The organism is Klebsiella sp. KTE92 (genome assembly GCF_000398905.1).
Lineage (GTDB): Bacteria > Pseudomonadota > Gammaproteobacteria > Enterobacterales > Enterobacteriaceae > Klebsiella > Klebsiella variicola.
This window is the reverse complement of the sequence record NZ_KB976100.1, coordinates 3,328,427-3,349,228: the sequence shown is the minus strand read 5'-3', so window position 1 is coordinate 3,349,228 and position 20,802 is coordinate 3,328,427. Positions and strand designations below refer to the sequence as shown.

The following is a 20,802-nucleotide window of genomic DNA, read 5'->3' as shown; positions in this document are numbered from 1 at the left end:
CGCGATTTTACTAATAGTGAGAGCGCCCTCTCATAATCAGTATAGCTAAGGTCGAGCGCCTATCTGCAACGCCAGCTCGCGAATGATCCCGGCGGTCATTCCCCAGACAAAATAATGCTGGTACCAGGAGAGCCAGACGCGGTGATCGTTGCCCCGACGGTGGATGTCGAGCGGATGGTAGCGCCCCAGACGCAGGGCTTCGGCGAGGGGCATCTCAAATACTGCGGAGACTTCGTCCTGGCTGGCATGATAGTGCAGATTGGGGGGGATAATACCCACCACCGGCGTCACCTGAAAACCGGTGACGCTGTCCACTGGCGGCAGAACGCCGATCACCTCGACGGCTTCCGGGGGGATCGCGACTTCTTCCTGGGCTTCGCGCAGGGCGGCGGCGATAAGCGTCGCATCGGTATTATCTACCGCGCCGCCGGGAAAGGCGACCTGACCGGCGTGCTTGCGCAGCAACGGCGAACGCTGGGTCAGCAGCAGGCCGGGCTGCGGCCGGCGCACGATCGGCACCAGCACCGCCGCCTGCCGCTGATTGAGCGCATGGCGCGAAGGCTGGGGGCGCAGCAGCTGGAAGCGGGACAGAAAATCATCCAGATTGAGGGCGTGGTCCGCCATGGTCTAGTTCTCCAGTTGGTGCAGGATACGATTAACTTTATCAAAAGTTTCCTGATATTCCGCATCTTCCTCGCTGTCCGCGACGATACCGCCTCCAGCGGAGCAATACAGTTGCCCCTGCCAGGCCGTCAGGGTGCGAATGGTGATGCTGGTATCCATATTGCCGCAATAGCTCAGGTAGCCAATGCTCCCGCACCAGGCGTTACGTCGCTGAGGTTCCAGTTCATCGATAATCTCCATCGCCCGGACCTTCGGGGCGCCAGTGATAGATCCCCCGGGGAAGGCGGCGCGCAGCAGATCGCTGGCATGCAGCGTCGCCGGTAAGCGGGCGGTGACGGTGCTGACCAGATGATGGACCGCCGGGAACGGCTCCACCACGAACAGCTCGGGGACCCGCACGCTGCCCGGCACGGCGACGCGGCCGATGTCGTTGCGCATCAGGTCGACAATCATTAAATTCTCGGCGCGGTCTTTCGGGGAGTTCGCCAGCTTCTCAGCCTGCCGCGCATCTTCCTGCGGCGAATCGAGCCGCGGCAGAGTACCTTTTATCGGGCGCGTCTGGATCTCTCCCTGGCGCAACTGAATAAATCGCTCCGGCGACAGGCTTAAAATCGCCCCTTCCTCGAGGCGAATAAAGGCGCTAAAGGGGGCGCGGTTGGCAACGTTCAGCTGGCGGAAGGCCTGCCATTCATCACCGACGTAGCGGGCCTGAAAACGCTGGGCGAGGTTGACCTGATAGCAGTCGCCGCTGTGCAGATAGGCCTGCACCTGGCGAAATTTCTCGCCGTACTGCTGGCGGCTCATATTTGACTGCCAGGCAGAGGTCAGGGCGAAAGGTTTCATCGCCGGACGGGATTGCGCCTGCAGCCACTGCAGGCGCTGCTGCGGATCGTCATAGCTGAGCAGCGAAATTTGCTGGCGCTGATGGTCGACAATCAGCGCCCAGTCATAGATCCCCACCGCCATATCCGGCAGCGCGATATCGGCCTGGGCGTGCGAAGGGAGACGCTCAAAGCGACGGCCCAGATCGTACCCGAATAGTCCCAGCGCGCCGCCAAGAAACGGCAGATCGTCATGGGGCTGCGGCGTGAACGGCTGACGATCCAACTGCTGTTGAAGCAGTTGCAGCGGATCTTCCGCGGAGACAAAAGCGGTTTCGCCGTCATCGACCCACGTCTGTTCACCGCGCGTCAGCAGCGTGGCGCGCGGGGCAGCTACCAGAATATCAAAGCGGTTATGCGGATGGTCGGCAAAGCCGGAATGCAGCAGCATCGCCCAGGGCAGGGCGCTTAACGGCGCAAAATAGTGTTCGGCCGCATCCGGGCGCCAGGGCAGGGTAATAATCGCGGGGGACAACATCTTTCTCGATCCTGAACGTTGCCGTCCCTCTGGCGTAGGCGGGGACGGCGTGAAATAATTACGCCCCACAATGTAGCAGGAGTAAAAGATGTTTGCAGGTTTACCTTCGCTGAGCCACGAGCAACAGCAAAAAGCGGTCGAACGTATCCATGAGCTAATGGCCCAGGGGATGAGCAGCGGCCAGGCGATTGCCCTGGTGGCGGAAGAACTGCGCGCAACGCATACCGGCGAGCAGATCGTCGCGCGCTTTGAAGATGAGGATGAAGATCAAGACGAAGATGAGGACGACTAATTACACCGCGGCGATAATTTTGATCTCAACTTTATACTGCGGGTTCATCAGCGTCGCTTCCACCGTGCAGCGCACCGGGGCGTGACCGGCCACCACCCACGCGTCCCAGGCTTTATTCATCGCCGCAAAGTCGCTTTTATCGGCGAGGAAGATGGTGGCGTCAAGAATACGCGACTTGTCGCTGCCCTGTTTTTCCAGCACCGCGTCAATCTGCGCCAGGGTATTGGCGGTCTGCTCGAAGGCGTCGGCATCAAGATTTGCCGGCACGCCGGTGTAGTACAGGGTCTGGTTGTGGATCACCACGTCTGACCAACGGGCTTCGGCATCAATACGCGTAATTGTCATTTCTTTTTCCTCTTTGAGCATTCCATTCGGCTGCGGCAAGACTGCCATAATGTTCCGCTCGCGTCACTACCTGGACTGGCGAAACGCCGTCCTCCCTGACATAATCACTGTCCAAATAACCAGGGGGCAATGTGATCGACGATTTTGCAGCAGACGGCCAGCTAGCCAAAGCCATACCGGGATTTAAGCCGCGCGAGCCGCAGCGCCAGATGGCGAAAGCGGTGAGCGAAGCGATTGAGGCCTCCCGACCGCTGGTGGTGGAAGCGGGGACCGGAACCGGTAAAACCTACGCTTACCTGGCGCCTGCGCTGCGGGCGAAAAAAAAGGTGATTATCTCCACCGGCTCGAAAGCGCTGCAGGATCAGCTCTACAGCCGCGATCTGCCCACCGTCGCCAAAGCGCTCAAATTCACCGGGAAACTGGCGCTGCTCAAAGGGCGCTCCAACTACCTGTGCCTCGAACGTCTTGAGCAGCAGGCGCTGGCGGGCGGCGATCTGCCGGTGCAAACCCTCAGCGATGTGATCCTCCTGCGCTCCTGGTCGAATCAAACCCAGGATGGCGATATCAGCACCTGCGCCAGCGTCGCGGAAGACTCCCAGGCCTGGCCGCTGGTCACCAGCACCAACGATAACTGTCTCGGCAGCGACTGCCCACTGTATAAAGATTGCTTCGTGGTGAAGGCGCGTAAAAAAGCGATGGACGCCGACGTGGTGGTGGTCAACCATCACCTGTTCCTGGCCGATATGGTGGTCAAAGAGAGCGGCTTTGCCGAGCTGATCCCCGAGGCGGAAGTGATGATCTTCGATGAAGCCCATCAGTTGCCGGATATCGCCAGTCAGTACTTTGGTCAGTCGCTCTCCAGCCGCCAGCTGCTGGATCTGGCGAAAGACATCACCATTGCCTACCGCACCGAACTGAAAGACACCCAGCAGTTGCAAAAATGCGCCGACCGCCTGGCGCAAAGCGCGCAGGATTTTCGCCTGCAGCTGGGGGATCCCGGCTATCGCGGCAACCTGCGCGAACTGCTGGCGGATAGCCACATTCAGCGCGCGCTGCTGCTGCTCGATGACGCGCTCGAGCTATGCTATGACGTCGCCAAACTTTCGCTGGGCCGCTCGGCGCTGCTCGATGCCGCCTTTGAGCGCGCCACCCTCTATCGCGGGCGCTTAAAGCGGCTGAAAGAGATTAACCAGCCGGGCTACAGCTACTGGTATGAGTGCACCTCGCGCCACTTTACTCTCGCCCTGACGCCGTTGACCGTGGCCGAGAAGTTTAAAGAGGTGATGGCGCAGAAGTCGGGGAGCTGGATCTTTACCTCGGCGACGCTGTCAGTGAACGACGATCTGCATCACTTCACTACCCGGCTGGGGATCGACGAGGCGCAGTCCCTGTTGCTGCCGAGCCCCTTTGATTATCAACATCAGGCGCTGCTCTGCGTGCCGCGCAATCTGCCGCTGCCGAACCAGCCTGGCGCGGCGCGCCACCTGGCGGCGATGCTCAAGCCGCTGATCGAGGCCAACGACGGTCGCTGCTTTATGCTGTGTACCTCGCACGCCATGATGCGCGATCTGGCGGAGCAGTTCCGCGCCACCATGACGCTACCGGTGCTGCTGCAGGGGGAAACCAGCAAAGGCCAGCTGCTGCAGCAATTCGTCAGCGCCGGCAACGCCCTGCTGGTGGCCACCAGCAGCTTCTGGGAAGGGGTCGACGTGCGCGGCGATGCGCTGTCACTGGTGATCATCGATAAGCTACCGTTTACTTCGCCGGACGACCCGCTGCTAAAAGCGCGCATGGAAGATTGCCGGCTGCGCGGCGGCGATCCGTTCGATGAAGTGCAATTGCCGGAAGCCGTCATCACCCTCAAACAGGGGGTGGGACGCCTGATCCGCGATATCGACGATCGCGGGGTGCTGGTGATCTGTGACAACCGGCTGGTGATGCGCCCCTACGGCGCGGTGTTCCTGGCCAGCCTGCCGCCCGCGCCGCGGACCCGCGATATCCGCCGGGCGGTGCGCTTCCTCGCCGTGCCGCCGGCAAGGTAATCCGCACTAAAATGTGTTAAGCTGCGCGCCATTTTGTTAATTAGCGGTTCCCAATAGACTTCGGGCGGTATGGCGGCGGGTTGGCCGTTTGCCGGAAAACAGGCTGCCTGAAGGCCTGAACTATGTAACGAGAGCGTGACCACCCATGCGAATTTTGGCTATCGATACCGCCACAGAGGCCTGCTCCGCGGCGCTGTGGAATGATGGCACCCTTAGTGCTCATTTCGAAATTTGTCCCCGCGAACATACCCAACGTATCCTGCCGCTGGTGCAGGAGGTCCTCACCGAGAGCGGCGCCACGCTGACCGAGCTGGACGCGCTGGCCTTTGGCCGCGGTCCGGGTAGCTTTACCGGCGTGCGCATCGGCATCGGTATCGCTCAGGGGTTGGCGCTGGGCGCTGAGCTGCCAATGATCGGCGTTTCGACGCTGGCCACCATGGCGCAGGGCGCCTGGCGCAAAACCGGCGCCACCCGCGTGCTGGCGGCCATTGACGCACGAATGGGCGAAGTCTACTGGGCCGAGTACCAGCGTGATGAGCAGGGCGTCTGGCATGGCGAAGAGACGGAAGCGGTGCTCAAACCGGAAGCGGTAGCCGAACGGCTGGCACAGCTTTCCGGCGAATGGGCCACCGTCGGCACCGGCTGGCAGGCGTGGCCGGATCTGGCGAAAGCGAGCGGACTGACCTTAAGCAGCGGCGAAATTGCACTGCCGGCGGCGGAGGATATGCTGCCGTTAGCCTGTTACCTGCTGGCGGCGGGGAAAATCGTGGCCGTGGAGAAAGCGGAGCCGGTTTATTTGCGAAACGAGGTGGCGTGGAAGAAACTTCCAGGCCGCGAGTGAATCTCAGTAACAAGAAGACTGAGAAAAGGAGTCGCATCATGGCGGGTCAAAAACAGGGCGTTCGCTGGCTGTTAGCCGCGGCGGTTGCCGTTGCGCTAAGCGGCTGCGTGTCAGTGCCGGATGCCATCAAAGGCACCAGCCCTACGCCGCAGCAGGATTTAGTGCGGGTGATGAACGCCCCGCAGCTGTACGTTGGCCAGGAAGCACGCTTTGGCGGCAAAGTGGTCAATGTGCAGAACCAGCAGGGTAAAACCCGCTTAGAAATCGCCACCGTACCGCTGGACAGCGGCGCACGGCCTGTGCTGGGCGAACCGTCTCGTGGGCGGATCTATGCCGACGTTAACGGCTTCCTCGATCCGGTCGACTACCGCGGCCAGCTGGTCACCGTGGTCGGGCCGATTGCCGGCGTGGTCGACGGCAAAGTGGGCAGCACGCCGTATAAATTTATGCTGATGAACGCCATCGGTTACAAACGCTGGAACGTGGTGCAGCAGGTGGTGATGCCCCCGCAGCCCATCGATCCGTGGATGCTGGGTCCGCGCCCCTGGGGTTACGGCTATGGCGGCTGGGGCTGGTACAACCCCGGCCCTGCTGAGGTGAGAAACGTCGTAACCGAATGATTTTGTTGTTTATGTTAGTTCAAAGAAACAGCGGCCGGTCCGCTGTTTCTTTGTTTTCAGTCGAATAAGAAAAAAAATAGTGACGCGCTTCGCAACCTGCTCATTGCCTAATTAATAAACTGGTACGCTGAGTTAATATAATGTTAACAAAATGTATTTACCAGGGGCTGTGATGACGACGAATAACTATTTCAGAGGTGATGCAGTGAAAAAGGTTTGGCTAAACCGTTATCCCGCAGATGTTCCTGCGGAGATAAACCCTGACCGCTATCAATCCCTGGTTGAACTGTTTGAGCATGCCACCACCCGCTACGCCGACCAACCGGCGTTTATCAATATGGGTGAAGTGATGACCTACCGTAAGCTTGAAGAGCGTAGTCGCGCCTTTGCCGCTTACCTTCAGGAGGGGTTAGGATTACAGAAGGGCGATCGCGTGGCCCTGATGATGCCTAACCTGCTGCAGTATCCGGTGGCTCTGTTTGGCATCCTGCGCGCCGGGATGATCGTGGTTAACGTCAACCCCTTGTATACCCCGCGTGAACTGGAGCATCAGCTCAACGACAGCGGCGCGGCGGCGATCGTCATCGTCTCCAACTTTGCCCATACCCTGGAAAAAGTGGTGGCGAAAACTCAGGTTAAGCACGTGATCCTGACGCGCATGGGCGATCAGCTCTCCACCGCCAAAGGCACGCTTGTGAACTTCGTGGTCAAGTACATCAAGCGCCTGGTGCCGAAGTACCACCTGCCGGATGCCATCTCGTTTCGCAGCGCGCTGCAGCATGGCTACCGCATGCAGTACGTGAAGCCGGAGATCGTTGCGGAAGATCTGGCGTTTCTGCAGTACACCGGGGGCACCACCGGCGTGGCCAAAGGGGCGATGCTGACCCACCGCAACATGCTGGCGAACCTCGAGCAGGTCAATGCCACCTACGGCCCGCTGCTGCATCGCGGCAAAGAGTTCGTGGTGACGGCGCTGCCGCTGTATCACATTTTCGCCCTGACCATGAACTGCCTGCTGTTTATCGAACTGGGCGGGCAAAATTTGCTGATCACCAACCCACGCGACATTCCCGGGCTGGTGAAGGAGCTGGCGAAATATCCCTTTACCGCCATGACCGGGGTCAATACCCTGTTCAACGCCTTGCTGAACAACAAAGAGTTCCAGCAGCTTGATTTCTCCTCGCTGCACCTCTCCGCCGGCGGTGGGATGCCGGTGCAGCAGGCGGTGGCCGAGCGCTGGGTAAAACTGACCGGACAATATCTGCTGGAGGGCTACGGCCTGACAGAATGTTCGCCGCTGGTCAGCGTCAACCCGCACGATATCGACTACCACAGCGGCAGTATTGGCCTGCCGGTGCCTTCCACAGAAGCCAAACTGGTGGACGACGACGATAACGAAGTGGCGCCGGGTCAGCCGGGCGAGCTCTGTATCAAGGGGCCGCAGGTGATGCTGGGCTACTGGCAGCGTCCTGACGCGACGGATGAGATTATCAAAGACGGCTGGTTGCACACCGGGGATATCGCGGTGATGGATGAAGAGGGATTCCTGCGCATCGTTGACCGGAAAAAAGATATGATCCTGGTGTCGGGGTTTAACGTCTATCCGAATGAAATCGAAGATGTGGTTATGCAGCACAGCGGCGTCCTCGAAGTGGCGGCCATCGGCGTGCCGTCCGGCAGCAGCGGCGAAGCGGTGAAGATTTTCGTGGTCAAGAAAGAGGCCGCATTAACCGAAGACGCGCTGATTACGTTCTGCCGCCGCCATCTCACCGGCTACAAAGTGCCGAAGCTGGTGGAATTCCGTGACGAACTGCCGAAATCCAACGTCGGGAAAATTTTGCGGCGAGAACTGCGTGACGAAGCGCGCGCTAAAGTGGACAATAAAGGCTAAGTAACGAATGAGTCGCCTGACGCCGGCTACGCCGGCGTTTTTTATGGGCGCAAGTTAAGAGAGTATGCTTTGAACTATCAGATGATCACCACCGACGATGGCCTGCGCGCTGTCTGCGAAGCGGCAAGCGCGGCCTCCGCCGTCGCTCTGGATACGGAATTTGTCCGTACCCGTACCTACTATCCGCAGCTGGGCCTGCTGCAGCTGTTCGACGGCACCCAGGTCTCTCTGATCGATCCCTTGACGATTAGCAACTGGGCGCCGATGCGTGAGCTGCTGCTCAACCAGGATGTGACTAAATATCTGCATGCCGGTAGCGAGGATTTAGAAGTCTTCCTCAACGCGTTCAGCCTGATGCCGCAGCCGCTGATCGACACCCAGATCCTGGCGGCGTTCTGCGGCCGCCCGATGTCCTGGGGCTTTGCCTCCATGGTGGAAGAGTATTCCGGAGTGGCGCTGGATAAAAGTGAATCCCGCACCGACTGGCTGGCGCGCCCGCTGACCGAGCGTCAGTGTGAATACGCCGCAGCTGACGTCTGGTACCTGTTGCCGATCGCCAGCCAATTAATGGCGGAGACCGACCGCGCAGGCTGGCTATCGGCGGCGCTGGACGAATGTCGTCTGATGCAGCAGCGTCGTCAGGAGGTGGTTGACCCGGCCGAGGCCTGGCGCGACATCGGCAACGCCTGGCAGCTGCGTACCCGCCAGCTGGGCTGCCTGCAGCTGCTGGCAGAGTGGCGTCTGCGCAAAGCGCGTGAGCGCGACCTGGCGGTGAACTTTGTGGTGCGGGAAGAGCATCTGTGGAGCGTGGCGCGCTATATGCCCACCAGCCTCGGCGAGCTCGACAGCCTCGGGTTGTCCGGCAGTGAAATTCGCTTCCACGGCAAAACGTTGATTAGCCTGGTCGAGAAAGCCCAGGCGCTGCCGGAGTCGGCCCTGCCGGCGCCGCTGCAGAACCTCATTGACATGCCGGGTTACCGTAAAGCCTTTAAAGATATTAAAGCGCTGGTGCAGGAAGTGAGCGCCGATAAGGGCGTGAGCGCGGAACTGCTGGCCTCGCGTCGGCAGATCAACCAGTTGCTGAACTGGCACTGGCAGTTGAAAACGCAAGCCGGTGAGCCTGAGCTGATTTCCGGCTGGCGTGGCGAACTGATGGCCGGGCGGCTGAAGTCGCTGTTAAACGACTATCCGCGCTAGCGGGCGGTCTGGTTCAGGCCATTAAAAAACCGGCAGCGCAGGGCGTAGCCGGTTTTTTTTCGGGATGGAACAGCAGGTCAGGGTTTCGACTCTTCCGTTTCGGGTAGGGTCACGTTCAGCTCAAGAATCGAAATATCACCATCCCGCTGCTCCAGCTGCACGCTGACCATCTCCGGGTCGATCTGCACGTATTTACAGATCACTTCCAGAATATCTTTGCGCAACTGCGGCAGGTAGTGCGGCTCCGCGTCGCCGCGGCGACGCTCGGCGACGATGATTTGCAGGCGTTCTTTCGCAATATTAGCCGTGTTCTTTTTTCGCGAGAGAAAAAAGTCGAGTAAAGCCATAATTTATCCTCCGAACAGGCGTTTGAGGAATCCTTTCTTCTCTTCTTCAATGAAGCGGAAAGGGCGTTCTTCTCCGAGCAGACGTTCAACGGTATCGGCATAGGCTTTGCCTGCGTCCGACGCGGCATCCAGAATCACGGGCTCACCCTGGTTGGATGCGCGCAGAACTGACTGGTCTTCCGGGATCACGCCCACCAGATTAATGCGCAGAATTTCCAGCACGTCTTCCATGCTCAGCATATCGCCTTTATTGACGCGGCCTGGATTGTAGCGGGTCAGCAGTAAATGCTCTTTGATCGGCTCTTCGCCATTTTCCGCACGACGGGATTTCGAAGCGAGAATGCCAAGGATACGGTCGGAGTCGCGAACGGAGGAGACTTCCGGGTTGGTGGTGATGATGGCTTCATCAGCAAAATAGAGCGCCATCAGCGCACCGGTTTCGATACCTGCCGGTGAATCACAGACGATGAAATCGAAGTCCATTTTCTTCAGTTCTTCGAGAACTTTGTCGACGCCTTCGCGGGTCAGGGCGTCTTTATCCCGGGTCTGAGAGGCCGGGAGAATGTAGAGATTTTCCGTGCGCTTATCTTTGATCAGCGCCTGGTTCAACGTGGCATCGCCCTGGATGACGTTGACGAAATCATAAACGACGCGACGTTCGCAGCCCATAATCAGATCGAGGTTACGCAGGCCGATGTCGAAGTCGATAACGACGGTTTTCTTTCCCTTCTGGGCCAAACCTGTAGCGATGGCCGCGCTGGAGGTGGTCTTGCCAACGCCCCCTTTACCCGAAGTCACAACAATAATGCGTGCCATAGAAATTCCTTGTTAAAAAGGGATTAATTCAACGGTTGAACTGTCAAAGCGCTTTCACCTAAACGCAGGCGTGCCGCTTTGCCATAAAATTCGGCCGGGATGTTATCGCTCAGCCAATATTCCCCGGCGATGGAGACCAGCTCCGCCGCAAGGTGGGTACAAAATATCTGGGCGTCTCTGTCGCCACCGGCGCCTGCCAGCGCGCGTCCTCGCATCATGCCATATACATGGATATTGCCGTCAGCGATAAGTTCCGCACCGGCACTCACATGATTTGTAACAATAAGATCACAGTGTGGCGCATAAATGCGCTGACCGGAACGTACCGGCTGATCAATCAAACGCGTTTTTGTGATCTGGTTAGCAACTGGCGGCGGCGGAGGGGTGGGTTCGGACGGTGCCGGACGAGGGGCTTTCTCTTTCCCTTCGGTTAATAACGGGATCCCGGCGCGATCGATTTCGGTTTTCAGGCGCGGGATTTTGCATCCGCTGACGCCCATAATGCGTAAACCGGTCGCGGCGATGGCCTCGTTAATGGCGCGCCATTCGACCTCCTCCTCCACGCTGGCGATATTCACCACCACCGGCGCATGGCGTAAAAAGGCGGGAGCCTGGGCGATTTTGTCTTCTAACGCCTGACGAATAACCTCGGGATTTGCATCGTGCAAATGAACGACAGATAACGTGAAGCTACTGCCTTTAAGTTCGATTGGCGTATTTGACATCCTGGCCTTACTCAATTTGCTGTTTATCAACCGCAGAAGTGCGGTGATATTCCGAAGACTAAAAGGCATGTTATAGTCACTCATATATTGAGGCAAGTGACCACGGGTCTAATTCCGAGTAAAACTATGTTTTGTGTGATCTATCGAAGTACTAAACGTGAACAAACCTATTTATACGTCGAAAAAAAAGACGATTTCTCACGCGTTCCTGACGAGCTAATGCGCGGCTTCGGCACGCCGCAAATGGCGATGCTGCTGCCGCTGGATGGGCGCAAAAAGCTGGTTAACGCCGACCTGGAAAAAGTGAAACAGGCGTTGAGCGAGCAGGGCTATTACCTGCAACTTCCCCCGCCATCTGAAAATCTACTAAAGAAACACCTGGCGGAACAGGGGAAACAATCCGATTAACCCACGAGGGAAAATAATGTACCAACATCATAACTGGCACGGTGCGCTTCTGGATTATCCAGTGAGCAAAGTGGTTTGCGTCGGCAGTAATTATGCAAAACACATCAAGGAAATGGGCAGTGCGACGCCGGAAGAGCCGGTGCTGTTTATTAAACCTGAGACCGCGCTGTGCGATCTCCGTCAGCCGTTGGTGCTTCCTGAAGGGCTGGGCTCAGTGCACCACGAAGTCGAGCTGGCGGTGCTGATCGGCAGCACGCTGCGTCAGGCGACGGAAGAGCATGTGCAGAAAGGGATCGCCGGCTATGGCGTCGCGCTGGATCTCACCCTGCGCGACCTGCAGGCTAAGATGAAAAAGGCCGGGCAACCGTGGGAGAAGGCGAAAGGCTTCGATAACGCCAGCCCGATCTCCGGCTTTATCCCGGCCGCTGAGTTCCACGGCGACCCGCAGAATACGCCGTTAAGCCTGAAGATTAACGGTGAAGTGCGCCAGCAGGGAACCACAGCCGACATGATCCATAAGATTGTGCCGCTGATCGCCTATATGTCGCGCTTCTTTACCCTCAAAGCCGGGGATGTGATCCTCACCGGCACCCCGGAAGGGGTGGGGCCGCTGCATAGCGGTGACGAACTGGAAGTTGGCTTCAACGGCCTGTCGCTCACCACCCGCGTGCTGTAAGCGCTGCTTGCCGCCTCTTGGGGCGGCAAAACTTGCATCGGCGTGCCAGACTGGTTATAAGGTGCACCCTTAACTGGCAACGACGGACACTCCGATGAGCGAACAACCTTTCTGGCAACAAAAAACACTGGATGAAATGACCGACGCGGAGTGGGAATCGCTGTGTGACGGCTGCGGCCAGTGTTGCCTGCACAAGCTGATGGATGAAGACACCGATGAGATCTACTTCACCAACGTCGCCTGCCGTCAGCTTAATATCAAAACCTGCCAGTGCCGTAACTACGAACGTCGCTTCGAGTACGAGCCAGACTGCATCAAGCTTACCCGCGAAAACCTGCCAACCTTCGAATGGCTGCCGCCGACCTGCGCCTATCGCCTGCTGGCGGAGGGCAAATCGCTGCCGGCCTGGCATCCGCTGCTGACCGGCTCAAAAGCGGCGATGCATGGCGAACGCATCTCTGTTCGCCATATTGCGGTGCCCGAGTCCACCGTCGTCGACTGGCAGGATCATATCCTCAATCTGCCTGACAGGGCGCGTTAAGCGCCGGATCACGCTTTCTTCGCGTGAAACAGCCCGTTTTCACCGTCGGTTTCTTCGGCCACCCAGAAGTGAATATTGAAGCGGGCGTCGTCACTGAGTTCGACGCGGTGCCAGTACTGCGGCGGACTGGTGGCAAACTGTCCGGCATGAATGACCACTTTCTTTTCCGGCTCCGTCGCCTGCGCATTGGCAAAACCGTAATAGGTGACCGTTCCCTCCATGACGCACAGCTGACCGAAGACGCCGGCCGCGGTGTTGTGATGGCTCAGCAGGGCGGCGGGGACGTTCTCTTTAGTAAAGAACGGGGTGGAGCGTTTAACTTTCCAGTCTGCGGGGATCAGTAAAGATGACATGTGAGCTCCTGTGGGGCTTTAAAAGATGTATTTAATATGCACCTTTTAGGGGCTGTGGTCAACCACAGGCAGGAAACGATGCAACGATGCGCAGCAGACATAAAAAAACGCCCCGCAGGGCGTTTCATTGTGTGCGGTACTCGCAGCGGCTTAGCGGCCAAACAGATCGCGTTTTTTCGCTTTGAAAGGCTGAGCAATGATCACCAGGATGGCGACCAGCAGATAGGCAGCAAAAATACCGACCAGCCATTGCGGCATCTCCAGCGACAGGAATTGCCACTGACGCACTGAACAGTCGCCGGACGCGACGAAAACCTGCGGCAGCCATTTATCCAGCGGCAGCCAGGTTGGGAAGCGGGCGGCGAAATCACAGGTCTGGAACGGCGAAGGGTGCAGCTGGATCATCGTATGCTCCCACGCCAGCTGCAGTCCACGTATTGCGCTGTACAACCAGATCACCATGGCGACATAGCGCAGCGGCGTTTTGGGGGCGATGGCGCCGACCAGCCCCGCGCCCATGATGCCGAACAGCGCGCAGCGTTCGTAAATACACATCACACACGGCTGCAGCAGCATCACATGCTGGAACCACAGCGCAACGAGTTCGAGAATAAAAGCGGTTAATGCCATCAGGAGCCAGGCACCGCGTCCCCTTGAGCACTGGTTTAAATATTGCAACATAATCATTTCCCTGGAAGATGCTAAATCATGGCAGTGTAAACGAAAACCGAACCGACGCCAGCGGCCCGGCAGAAAATATTACGTAACGGGTTATTGAATGGCCCGGATGAATCCGGGCCAGGATCGGGTCAGGGCAGCGTGGGCGTGGTCACCCAGCCGTGCGCCAGTAGCCAGTTGGTGACCGGCATCAAGGTGAACTCGACGCACAGCAGGCCGACCAGCGTCAGTACGAGAGTGTAGGGCAGCGCCATCCATACCATGCGGCCATAGGAGAGTCGGATAAGCGGCGCCAGCGCGGAGGTCAGCAGGAACAGGAATGCCGCCTGGCCGTTGGGGGTGGCGATCGACGGCAGGTTGGTGCCGGTATTGATCGCCACCGCCAGCATCTCAAACTGCGGCAGGCTGATAACGCCATGTTCGAGGGCGGTTTTCGCTTCGTTAATGTAGACCGTGCCGACAAAAACGTTATCCGAAATGGACGACAGCAGGCCGTTAAACAGGTAAAAGAGCGACAGCTGCGCGTGCGGCGAGGCCTGCAGCACAAATTCAATGACCGGGGTGAACAGCCGCTGGTCGATGATCACCGCCACAATGGCAAAGAACACCGTCAGCAGCGCGGTGAAGGGCAGCGCCTCGGTGAACGCCTTGCCAATGGCGTGCTCATCGGTCACCCCGGAAAACGTGGTGGCGAGGATGATCACCGACAGGCCAATGAGCCCGACTTCGGCCAGATGAAAGGCGAGGGCGACGATCAGCCAGACACCAATCACCGCCTGGGCCAGCAGCCGCAGCTGCTCCTGACGGCTGCGCTGGGCGCGGCTGCGGTCGTCAAAGTCCTGCAGCACCTTCCGTACCGTGGGCGGCAGCGGTTCGCCGTAGCCAAACAGGCGATACTTTTCGACCAGCAGGCAGGTCAACAGCCCACACACCATCACCGGCACGGTGACGGGCGCCATGCGGATAAAGAACTCGCCAAAATGCCAGCCCGCCGCTTTGGCGATAATCAGATTTTGCGGTTCGCCAACCATGGTCATGACTCCGCCGAGGGCGGTCCCGACGCCGGCGTGCATCATCAGGCTGCGCAGAAAGCCGCGGAATTGCTCCAGCACCTCGCGGTAGTGCTGCTCGATATGGCTGTCGTCCAGCAGATCGTTATCATCAGGGCGAGCTGAAGCGACGCGGTGGTAGATGCCGTAGAACCCAACGGCGACGCTAATCACCACCGCCACCACGGTAAGCGCATCGAGAAAGGCGGAGAGGAAAGCGGCCGCCAGGCAGAAGGCCAGCGACAGCAGCATCTTGCTGCGGATCCCCAGCAGCAGGCGCGTGAAGACGAACAGCAGCAGTTGTTTCATAAAGTAGATGCCCGCGACCATGAAGATCAGCAGGAGCAGCACTTCAAGGTTGCCGGCGATCTCTTCCCGCACATGCGCCGGGCTGGTCATGCCGATCAGCAGCGCCTCAATGGCCAGCAGGCCGCCCGGCAGCAGCGGATAGCACTTCAGCGCCATGGCGAGGGTAAAGATAAACTCAACCACCAGCAGCCAGCCGGCGACAAACGGCGCCACGGCAAACACCAGCGGGTTTACGATTAAGAAAATGATTAATGCCAGCTTGTACCAGTCCGGCGACTGGCCAAGAAAATTGCGCCACAGCGCGCGGCCATATGAAATTTCCACGACAGAATCCTTCCCCGTCAATTAGTACATGATTTTGTGCGTAACTATTGGCAAGAGTATCAGTTGAGCAAAATGAGAAGCAACTTTCTTCGCACCGCGGCGGCGGTGACGGGTGATAAGGAAAAGCGCAAAGTAAAAGCGGAAAATGAAACGGCGATCCCTTTTTAATTCACTTGCGATGCTATCTGCGCTATAGCGGCTCTGGTATGATGAGTGCAATTGCAACAATGTGTAATGGAAATATTATTATGGTCATTAAGGCGCAGAGCCCTGCGGGTTTCGCGGAAGAGTATATCATTGAGAGCATCTGGAATAACCGCTTCCCACCTGGATCGATTCTCCCCGCTGAACGCGAGCTTTCTGAGCTGATCGGTGTCACCCGCACCACTCTGCGCGAAGTGTTGCAGCGTCTGGCGCGTGACGGCTGGTTGACCATTCAGCATGGCAAGCCCACCAAAGTGAATAACTTCTGGGAGACCTCCGGGCTGAATATTCTCGAAACGCTGGCGCGCCTCGATCACGACAGCGTGCCGCAGCTGATTGATAACCTGCTCTCCGTACGCACCAATATTTCCACGATTTTTATTCGCACCGCGTTCCGTCAGCATCCGGATAAAGCGCTGGCGGTACTGGACAGCGCCCGGGAAGTGGAAGATCACGCCGACGCCTTTGCCGACCTCGATTACAACATTTTCCGTGGTCTGGCGTTTGCCTCCGGCAACCCGATTTACGGCCTGATCCTCAACGGCATGAAGGGGCTGTATACCCGCATCGGCCGCCACTATTTCTCCAGCCCGGAAGCGCGCAGCCTGGCGCTGGGCTTTTATCATCAGCTGGCGAAGGTGTGCGAAGGCGGTCTGCACGATCAGGTGTATGAGCTGGTCCGTCGCTACGGCCATGACAGCGGGGAGATCTGGCATCGGATGCAGAAATCGCTGCCCGGCGATTTAGCCATGAATATGCGTTAAGCCGGATATTAGCGATCGATAAACAACATAAGGGGGCCAGTGGCCCCCTTCGTCGTTTTCATCGTCCCGCAATGTTATAGCGCGTTCGGGCGCGCCGGGCAGCGGTCCAGCAGCTCAATGCTGCCGTCGGCGTTCTGCTGCTCCAGCAGCACATCGAATCCCCACAGACGATGCACATGTTTCAGCACTTCGCGCCGGCCTTTGTCCAGTGGGACGCGGTTGTGCGGCACATAGCGCAAGGTTAGCGAGCGGTCGCCGCGCAGGTCAACGTTCCACACCTGGATGTTCGGCTCAAGATTGCTGAGGTTATACTGCGCCGAGAGCTTGTTGCGGATCTCGCGATAGCCCTCTTCGTTGTGGATCGCCGAGATCTCGAGATAATTGTTGTGATCGTCGTCGAGCACGGTAAAGAAGCGGAAATCGCGCATGATCTTCGGCGACAGGAACTGGCTGATAAAGCTCTCGTCCTTGAAATCACGCATCGCGAAATGCAACGTTTCCAGCCAGTCAGAACCGGCGATATCCGGGAACCAGTACTTGTCCTCTTCGGTGGGCGACTGACAGATGCGCTTGATGTCCTGGAACATGGCGAAGCCCAGCGCGTAGGGGTTAATCCCGCTATACCACGGACTGTTGTACGGCGGCTGGAACACCACGTTAGTGTGACTATGGAGAAACTCCAGCATAAAGCGCTCCGTCACTTTCCCTTCATCATAGAGATGGTTGAGGATGGTGTAGTGCCAGAAGGTGGCCCACCCCTCGTTCATCACCTGGGTCTGTTTCTGCGGGTAGAAATACTGGCTGACTTTACGCACGATGCGCAGGATCTCGCGCTGCCACGATTCGAGCAGCGGGGCGTTCTTCTCCATAAAGTACAGCAGGTTCTCCTGCGGTTCGGAAGGGTAGCGACGGGCGGACTCAATCGCTTTTTCTTCCTCGCGCTTCGGCAGGGTGCGCCACAGCATATTCACCTGGCTTTGCAGATACTCTTCCCGGCTTTTCTGCCGCGCTTTCTCTTCCTGCAAGGAGATTTTTTGCGGACGTTTATAGCGGTCGACGCCGTAGTTCATCAGCGCGTGGCAGGAGTCGAGGAGTTTCTCCACTTCGTCGACACCATAGCGCTCTTCACACTCGGTAATGTATTTGCGGGCGAAGATCAGGTAATCGATGATCGAGCTGGCGTCGGTCCAGCTGCGAAACAAATAGTTATTTTTAAAGAATGAGTTGTGCCCATAGCAGGCGTGCGCCATGACCAGCGCCTGCATGGTGATGGTGTTTTCTTCCATCAGGTAGGCGATACAGGGGTTGGAGTTGATGACTATCTCATACGCCAGGCCCTGCTGGCCGTGCTTATAGGCCTGCTCGGTCTCAATGAATTTCTTGCCGAACGACCAGTGCGGATAGTTGATGGGCATGCCGACGCTGGAGTAGGCGTCCATCATCTGCTCGGAAGTAATGACTTCGATCTGGTGCGGGTAGGTGTCAAGACGATAGAGCTTGGCGACCCGGTCCACTTCGGCCAGGTAGGTCTCCAGTAACTCGAACGTCCAGTCGGGTCCATCGCTTAAACGGGTGGTGTCCCTGTTCATGGAGTCAATCGTAGCCATTAGCGCGCCCTCGTTGTTGTTGGTTTTCTCTGAACGGAAAACCTCTAAACAAGCATAGAACACCGGATGGCAAACTGTATCGTCAGACAATTTCTTTTCTTCGCGATTTCCCCATCTCAAAGCCGTTTTTTGCGCTTATTTACAGAATTTAATGCTGGGTAAAAATAAAGCGCAGCATGAGATCGTAAATCTCGCAGCGCAGGGCTGGTGCGGTTTGCTGTGAGTTAAGTCACCATAAATAAAGCATATGTTGAATAATATTTTCAACTGAGTTATCAATTTGTAATTAGATGATTGTTCTTTAACTGTTACGGAGTCGCTATGCGTGTCGTCATACTGGGAAGTGGGGTGGTTGGGGTAGCCAGCGCGTGGTATTTGAGTCAGGCGGGTCATGAGGTGACGGTTATCGACCGTCAGCCTGGTCCGGCAGAGGAGACCAGCGCGGCCAACGCCGGGCAGATTTCTCCCGGCTATGCGGCGCCCTGGGCGGCGCCGGGGGTGCCGCTGAAGGCGATCAAATGGATGTTTCAGCGCCATGCGCCGCTGGCGATCGGTCTTGACGGCACGTCGTTCCAGCTGAAGTGGATGTGGCAGATGCTGCGTAACTGCGACACCCGCCACTATATGGAGAACAAAGGCCGTATGGTGCGCCTGGCGGAGTACAGCCGCGACTGCCTGAAAGCGCTGCGCGACACCACCGGCATTCAGTATGAAGGGCGTCAGGGCGGGACGCTGCAGCTGTTCCGGACCGCCAAACAGTATGAAAATGCCACCCGCGACATCGCGGTGCTGGAAGACGCCGGCGTGCCGTACCAGCTGCTGGAAGCGAAGCGGCTGGCGGAGGTGGAGCCGGCGCTGGCGGAAGTCAGCCATAAACTGACCGGCGGCCTGCGCCTGCCCAATGATGAAACCGGCGACTGCCAGCTGTTTACCACCCGGCTGGCGGCAATGGCGGAACAGGCCGGGGTCACTTTCCGCTTCAACACCGCAGTGGACGCCCTGCTACAGGAGGGCGATCGCATTGCCGGGGTGAAATGCGGCGATGAGATTATCAAGGGCGATGCCTATGTGATGGCCTTCGGCTCCTACTCAACGGCGATGCTTAAAGGGCTGGTGGATATACCGGTCTATCCCCTGAAAGGCTACTCATTGACCATTCCGATTGCCCAGGAGGACGGCGCGCCGGTTTCCACTATCCTTGATGAAACATACAAAATCGCTATTACCCGCTTCGATCAGCGCATTCGCGTCGGCGGCATGGCCGAGATCGTCGGTTTTAACAAAGCGCTGCTGCAGCCGCGTCGCGAAACCCTGGAGATGGTGGTGCGCGATCTGTTCCCGCGCGGCGGCCACGTGGAGCAGGCGACGTTCTGGACCGGCCTGCGGCCGATGACACCGGACGGCACGCCGGTGGTCGGCCGCACGGCGTATAAAAATCTGTGGCTCAACACCGGCCACGGCACGCTTGGCTGGACCATGGCCTGCGGCTCCGGGCAGCTTATCAGCGATCTGATCTCCGGGCGCACGCCGGCGATCCCTTACGACGATCTGGCGGTCGCCCGCTACAGCCCCGGGTTCACCCCGGCGCGTCCGCAGCATCTGCATGGCGCACACAACTAAGGAGCTTGCATGACCCGTCCGGTAGTGGCCAGCATCGACCTGCTGGCCTTGCGGCAGAATTTACAGATAGTGCGTCGCGCGGCCCCTGGGTCGCGCCTGTGGGCGGTGGTCAAAGCCAACGCCTACGGCCACGGCGTGGCGCGCGTATGGAGTGCGTTAAGCGGGGCGGATGGTTTCGCCTTGCTCAACCTGGAAGAGGCGATCCTGCTGCGCGAGCAGGGCTGGAAAGGTCCGATCCTGCTGCTGGAGGGCTTCTTCCATGCCGATGAGCTGGCGGTGCTCGATCAATATCGCTTAACCACCAGCGTCCACAGCAACTGGCAGATTAAGGCGCTGCAGCAGGCGAAGCTGCGCGCGCCGCTGGATATCTATCTCAAGGTGAACAGCGGTATGAACCGGCTGGGCTTTATGCCGGAGCGGGTGCATACCGTCTGGCAGCAGCTGCGGGCGATAAGCAACGTCGGCGAAATGACGCTGATGTCGCACTTCGCGGAGGCGGAGAACCCGCAGGGGATTGTCGAGCCGATGCGCCGTATCGAACAGGCGGCGGAGGGGCTGGATTGCCCGCGCTCGCTGGCCAACTCGGCGGCGACCCTCTGGCATCCGGAAGCGCATTTTGACTGGGTGCGTCCGGGCATCGTGCTGTATGGCGCGTCGCCTTCCGGGCAGTGGCAGGACATCGCGAACACCGGGCTGAAGCCGGTCATGACGCTGCGCAGCGAAATCATCGGCGTGCAGAACCTGCGCCCCGGCGAGGCGATTGGCTATGGCGGCCTGTACCGCACCAGCCAGGAGCAGCGGATCGGCATCGTCGCCTGCGGCTATGCCGATGGCTATCCGCGGGTGGCGCCGAGCGGCACGCCGGTGCTGGTGGATGGCGTACGCACCACTACCGTTGGACGCGTATCGATGGATATGCTGGCGGTCGATTTAACGCCTTGTCCGCAGGCCGGGATCGGCGCGCCGGTCGAGCTGTGGGGCAAAGAGATTAAAATCGACGACGTGGCGGCCAGCAGCGGCACCGTCGGCTATGAGCTGATGTGCGCCCTGGCGCCGCGGGTGCCGGTTGTGACCCTGTAACTTATTCCGGGGCGGATCACTCCGCCGATCTTTGCCAGTGCCAGTGCCGATGGCCGGGGCCGAAGGGGGGTATTTCTGTACCCGCCGGAA

Annotated in this window: 22 protein-coding genes and 1 pseudogene; 13 read left to right on the top strand and 10 right to left on the bottom strand. The window is 58.6% G+C overall.

Annotation, left to right across the window (positions count from 1 at the left end):
* Positions 1-45: 45 nt before the first annotated feature.
* Both A1WC_RS09700 and pabB read right to left on the bottom strand, forming a co-directional pair.
* The gene (locus A1WC_RS09700; protein WP_008804292.1) at positions 46-624 is read right to left on the bottom strand and encodes a CoA pyrophosphatase; all 579 of its coding nucleotides are present in this window, start codon (positions 622-624) and stop codon (positions 46-48) included.
* Between the two features lie 3 nt (positions 625-627).
* Complete coding sequence (pabB, locus tag A1WC_RS09705) at positions 628-1,983, bottom strand: aminodeoxychorismate synthase component 1 (protein ID WP_016161380.1); 1,356 nt, start codon at positions 1,981-1,983, stop codon at positions 628-630.
* An 88-nt stretch (positions 1,984-2,071) separates the two neighbouring features.
* Here pabB and A1WC_RS09710 point away from each other — a divergent pair, with 88 nt between their 5' ends.
* Positions 2,072-2,275 carry a YoaH family protein gene (locus A1WC_RS09710; RefSeq protein WP_008804294.1) on the top strand — a complete coding sequence of 68 codons (204 nt, stop codon included), beginning with the start codon at positions 2,072-2,074 and terminating at the stop codon, positions 2,273-2,275.
* Here the strand turns inward: A1WC_RS09710 and A1WC_RS09715 are convergent, their stop codons facing one another.
* The gene (locus A1WC_RS09715; RefSeq protein WP_002910910.1) at positions 2,276-2,620 is read right to left on the bottom strand and encodes a RidA family protein; all 345 of its coding nucleotides are present in this window, start codon (positions 2,618-2,620) and stop codon (positions 2,276-2,278) included.
* Between the two features lie 131 nt (positions 2,621-2,751).
* Here A1WC_RS09715 and A1WC_RS09720 point away from each other — a divergent pair, with 131 nt between their 5' ends.
* The 5 genes from A1WC_RS09720 (at position 2,752) to rnd (ending at position 9,211) form a co-directional block, all read left to right on the top strand.
* A complete protein-coding gene (locus A1WC_RS09720; protein ID WP_016161379.1) occupies positions 2,752-4,662 on the top strand; it encodes an ATP-dependent DNA helicase in 1,911 nt (636 codons plus the stop codon).
* A gap of 145 nt (positions 4,663-4,807) precedes the next feature.
* Positions 4,808-5,503 carry a tRNA (adenosine(37)-N6)-threonylcarbamoyltransferase complex dimerization subunit type 1 TsaB gene (gene tsaB / locus A1WC_RS09725; protein ID WP_016161378.1) on the top strand — a complete coding sequence of 232 codons (696 nt, stop codon included), beginning with the start codon at positions 4,808-4,810 and terminating at the stop codon, positions 5,501-5,503.
* Positions 5,504-5,541: 38 nt separating this feature from the next.
* The gene (locus A1WC_RS09730; RefSeq protein ID WP_008804297.1) at positions 5,542-6,123 is read left to right on the top strand and encodes a Slp family lipoprotein; all 582 of its coding nucleotides are present in this window, start codon (positions 5,542-5,544) and stop codon (positions 6,121-6,123) included.
* A 205-nt stretch (positions 6,124-6,328) separates the two neighbouring features.
* Complete coding sequence (gene fadD / locus A1WC_RS09735; RefSeq protein ID WP_032691419.1) at positions 6,329-8,014, top strand: long-chain-fatty-acid--CoA ligase FadD; 1,686 nt, start codon at positions 6,329-6,331, stop codon at positions 8,012-8,014.
* Positions 8,015-8,095: 81 nt separating this feature from the next.
* A complete protein-coding gene (gene rnd, locus A1WC_RS09740; protein WP_016161376.1) occupies positions 8,096-9,211 on the top strand; it encodes a ribonuclease D in 1,116 nt (371 codons plus the stop codon).
* A gap of 77 nt (positions 9,212-9,288) precedes the next feature.
* On the opposite strand, the gene minE is transcribed toward rnd, so the two are convergent.
* From minE to minC, 3 genes are read right to left on the bottom strand one after another with little or no spacing between them, the layout of a single operon-like run.
* Positions 9,289-9,558: a cell division topological specificity factor MinE gene (minE, locus tag A1WC_RS09745; RefSeq protein WP_004103270.1), complete on the bottom strand. Its 270-nt coding sequence runs from the start codon at positions 9,556-9,558 to the stop codon at positions 9,289-9,291.
* A gap of 3 nt (positions 9,559-9,561) precedes the next feature.
* Positions 9,562-10,374 (bottom strand): septum site-determining protein MinD, encoded by an 813-nt coding sequence (gene minD / locus A1WC_RS09750; protein WP_008804300.1) that lies wholly within the window; start codon positions 10,372-10,374, stop codon positions 9,562-9,564.
* Positions 10,375-10,397: 23 nt separating this feature from the next.
* Entirely contained in the window at positions 10,398-11,099 is a 702-nt protein-coding gene (gene minC / locus A1WC_RS09755) for a septum site-determining protein MinC (protein ID WP_008804301.1), read from the bottom strand.
* Between the two features lie 126 nt (positions 11,100-11,225).
* On the opposite strand from minC, the gene A1WC_RS09760 reads away from it, so the two are divergent.
* From A1WC_RS09760 to A1WC_RS09770, 3 genes are all read left to right on the top strand, one after another.
* Entirely contained in the window at positions 11,226-11,507 is a 282-nt protein-coding gene (locus A1WC_RS09760) for a YcgL domain-containing protein (RefSeq protein ID WP_004203320.1), read from the top strand.
* 16 nt (positions 11,508-11,523) lie between these two features.
* Complete coding sequence (locus A1WC_RS09765; protein WP_016161375.1) at positions 11,524-12,183, top strand: fumarylacetoacetate hydrolase family protein; 660 nt, start codon at positions 11,524-11,526, stop codon at positions 12,181-12,183.
* A 94-nt stretch (positions 12,184-12,277) separates the two neighbouring features.
* Positions 12,278-12,724: a YcgN family cysteine cluster protein gene (locus A1WC_RS09770; protein ID WP_008804304.1), complete on the top strand. Its 447-nt coding sequence runs from the start codon at positions 12,278-12,280 to the stop codon at positions 12,722-12,724.
* 8 nt (positions 12,725-12,732) lie between these two features.
* On the opposite strand, the gene A1WC_RS09775 is transcribed toward A1WC_RS09770, so the two are convergent.
* From A1WC_RS09775 to nhaB, 3 genes are all read right to left on the bottom strand, one after another.
* Positions 12,733-13,077, bottom strand: coding sequence for a DUF1971 domain-containing protein (locus tag A1WC_RS09775; protein WP_012541275.1), 345 nt, complete (start codon positions 13,075-13,077; stop codon positions 12,733-12,735).
* Between the two features lie 150 nt (positions 13,078-13,227).
* The gene (dsbB, locus tag A1WC_RS09780) at positions 13,228-13,758 is read right to left on the bottom strand and encodes a disulfide bond formation protein DsbB (protein WP_008804305.1); all 531 of its coding nucleotides are present in this window, start codon (positions 13,756-13,758) and stop codon (positions 13,228-13,230) included.
* A 128-nt stretch (positions 13,759-13,886) separates the two neighbouring features.
* Positions 13,887-15,437, bottom strand: a complete 1,551-nt coding sequence (nhaB, locus tag A1WC_RS09785) for a sodium/proton antiporter NhaB (protein WP_016161374.1) — start codon at positions 15,435-15,437, stop codon at positions 13,887-13,889.
* 248 nt (positions 15,438-15,685) lie between these two features.
* Here nhaB and fadR point away from each other — a divergent pair, with 248 nt between their 5' ends.
* Positions 15,686-16,405 (top strand): fatty acid metabolism transcriptional regulator FadR, encoded by a 720-nt coding sequence (gene fadR / locus A1WC_RS09790; RefSeq protein ID WP_012541278.1) that lies wholly within the window; start codon positions 15,686-15,688, stop codon positions 16,403-16,405.
* Between the two features lie 74 nt (positions 16,406-16,479).
* On the opposite strand, the gene A1WC_RS09795 is transcribed toward fadR, so the two are convergent.
* Positions 16,480-18,012, bottom strand: coding sequence for a SpoVR family protein (locus A1WC_RS09795; protein ID WP_004203310.1), 1,533 nt, complete (start codon positions 18,010-18,012; stop codon positions 16,480-16,482).
* Between the two features lie 88 nt (positions 18,013-18,100).
* Here A1WC_RS09795 and A1WC_RS28010 point away from each other — a divergent pair.
* The 3 genes and pseudogenes from A1WC_RS28010 to dadX form a co-directional block, all read left to right on the top strand.
* A pseudogene (locus tag A1WC_RS28010) lies at positions 18,101-18,235 on the top strand (hypothetical protein); the annotation flags it as partial.
* Positions 18,236-18,333: 98 nt separating this feature from the next.
* A complete protein-coding gene (locus A1WC_RS09800) occupies positions 18,334-19,632 on the top strand; it encodes a D-amino acid dehydrogenase (protein WP_008804309.1) in 1,299 nt (432 codons plus the stop codon).
* Positions 19,633-19,641: 9 nt separating this feature from the next.
* Positions 19,642-20,712 (top strand): catabolic alanine racemase DadX, encoded by a 1,071-nt coding sequence (gene dadX / locus A1WC_RS09805; protein WP_012967778.1) that lies wholly within the window; start codon positions 19,642-19,644, stop codon positions 20,710-20,712.
* The last annotated feature ends 90 nt before the right edge of the window (positions 20,713-20,802 follow it).

Bases quoted from the DNA above. Each gene is read 5' to 3' on its own strand.
- A1WC_RS09700 (WP_008804292.1), bottom strand. From the start codon at position 624: ATGGCGGACCACGCCCTCAATCTGGATGATTTTCTGTCCCGCTTCCAG.
- pabB (WP_016161380.1), bottom strand. From the start codon at position 1,983: ATGTTGTCCCCCGCGATTATTACCCTGCCCTGGCGCCCGGATGCGGCC.
- A1WC_RS09710 (WP_008804294.1), top strand. From the start codon at position 2,072: ATGTTTGCAGGTTTACCTTCGCTGAGCCACGAGCAACAGCAAAAAGCG.
- A1WC_RS09715 (WP_002910910.1), bottom strand. From the start codon at position 2,620: ATGACAATTACGCGTATTGATGCCGAAGCCCGTTGGTCAGACGTGGTG.
- tsaB (WP_016161378.1), top strand. From the start codon at position 4,808: ATGCGAATTTTGGCTATCGATACCGCCACAGAGGCCTGCTCCGCGGCG.
- A1WC_RS09730 (WP_008804297.1), top strand. From the start codon at position 5,542: ATGGCGGGTCAAAAACAGGGCGTTCGCTGGCTGTTAGCCGCGGCGGTT.
- rnd (WP_016161376.1), top strand. From the start codon at position 8,096: ATGATCACCACCGACGATGGCCTGCGCGCTGTCTGCGAAGCGGCAAGC.
- minE (WP_004103270.1), bottom strand. From the start codon at position 9,558: ATGGCTTTACTCGACTTTTTTCTCTCGCGAAAAAAGAACACGGCTAAT.
- minD (WP_008804300.1), bottom strand. From the start codon at position 10,374: ATGGCACGCATTATTGTTGTGACTTCGGGTAAAGGGGGCGTTGGCAAG.
- minC (WP_008804301.1), bottom strand. From the start codon at position 11,099: ATGTCAAATACGCCAATCGAACTTAAAGGCAGTAGCTTCACGTTATCT.
- A1WC_RS09760 (WP_004203320.1), top strand. From the start codon at position 11,226: ATGTTTTGTGTGATCTATCGAAGTACTAAACGTGAACAAACCTATTTA.
- A1WC_RS09765 (WP_016161375.1), top strand. From the start codon at position 11,524: ATGTACCAACATCATAACTGGCACGGTGCGCTTCTGGATTATCCAGTG.
- A1WC_RS09770 (WP_008804304.1), top strand. From the start codon at position 12,278: ATGAGCGAACAACCTTTCTGGCAACAAAAAACACTGGATGAAATGACC.
- A1WC_RS09775 (WP_012541275.1), bottom strand. From the start codon at position 13,077: ATGTCATCTTTACTGATCCCCGCAGACTGGAAAGTTAAACGCTCCACC.
- dsbB (WP_008804305.1), bottom strand. From the start codon at position 13,758: ATGTTGCAATATTTAAACCAGTGCTCAAGGGGACGCGGTGCCTGGCTC.
- fadR (WP_012541278.1), top strand. From the start codon at position 15,686: ATGGTCATTAAGGCGCAGAGCCCTGCGGGTTTCGCGGAAGAGTATATC.
- A1WC_RS09795 (WP_004203310.1), bottom strand. From the start codon at position 18,012: ATGGCTACGATTGACTCCATGAACAGGGACACCACCCGTTTAAGCGAT.
- A1WC_RS09800 (WP_008804309.1), top strand. From the start codon at position 18,334: ATGCGTGTCGTCATACTGGGAAGTGGGGTGGTTGGGGTAGCCAGCGCG.
- dadX (WP_012967778.1), top strand. From the start codon at position 19,642: ATGACCCGTCCGGTAGTGGCCAGCATCGACCTGCTGGCCTTGCGGCAG.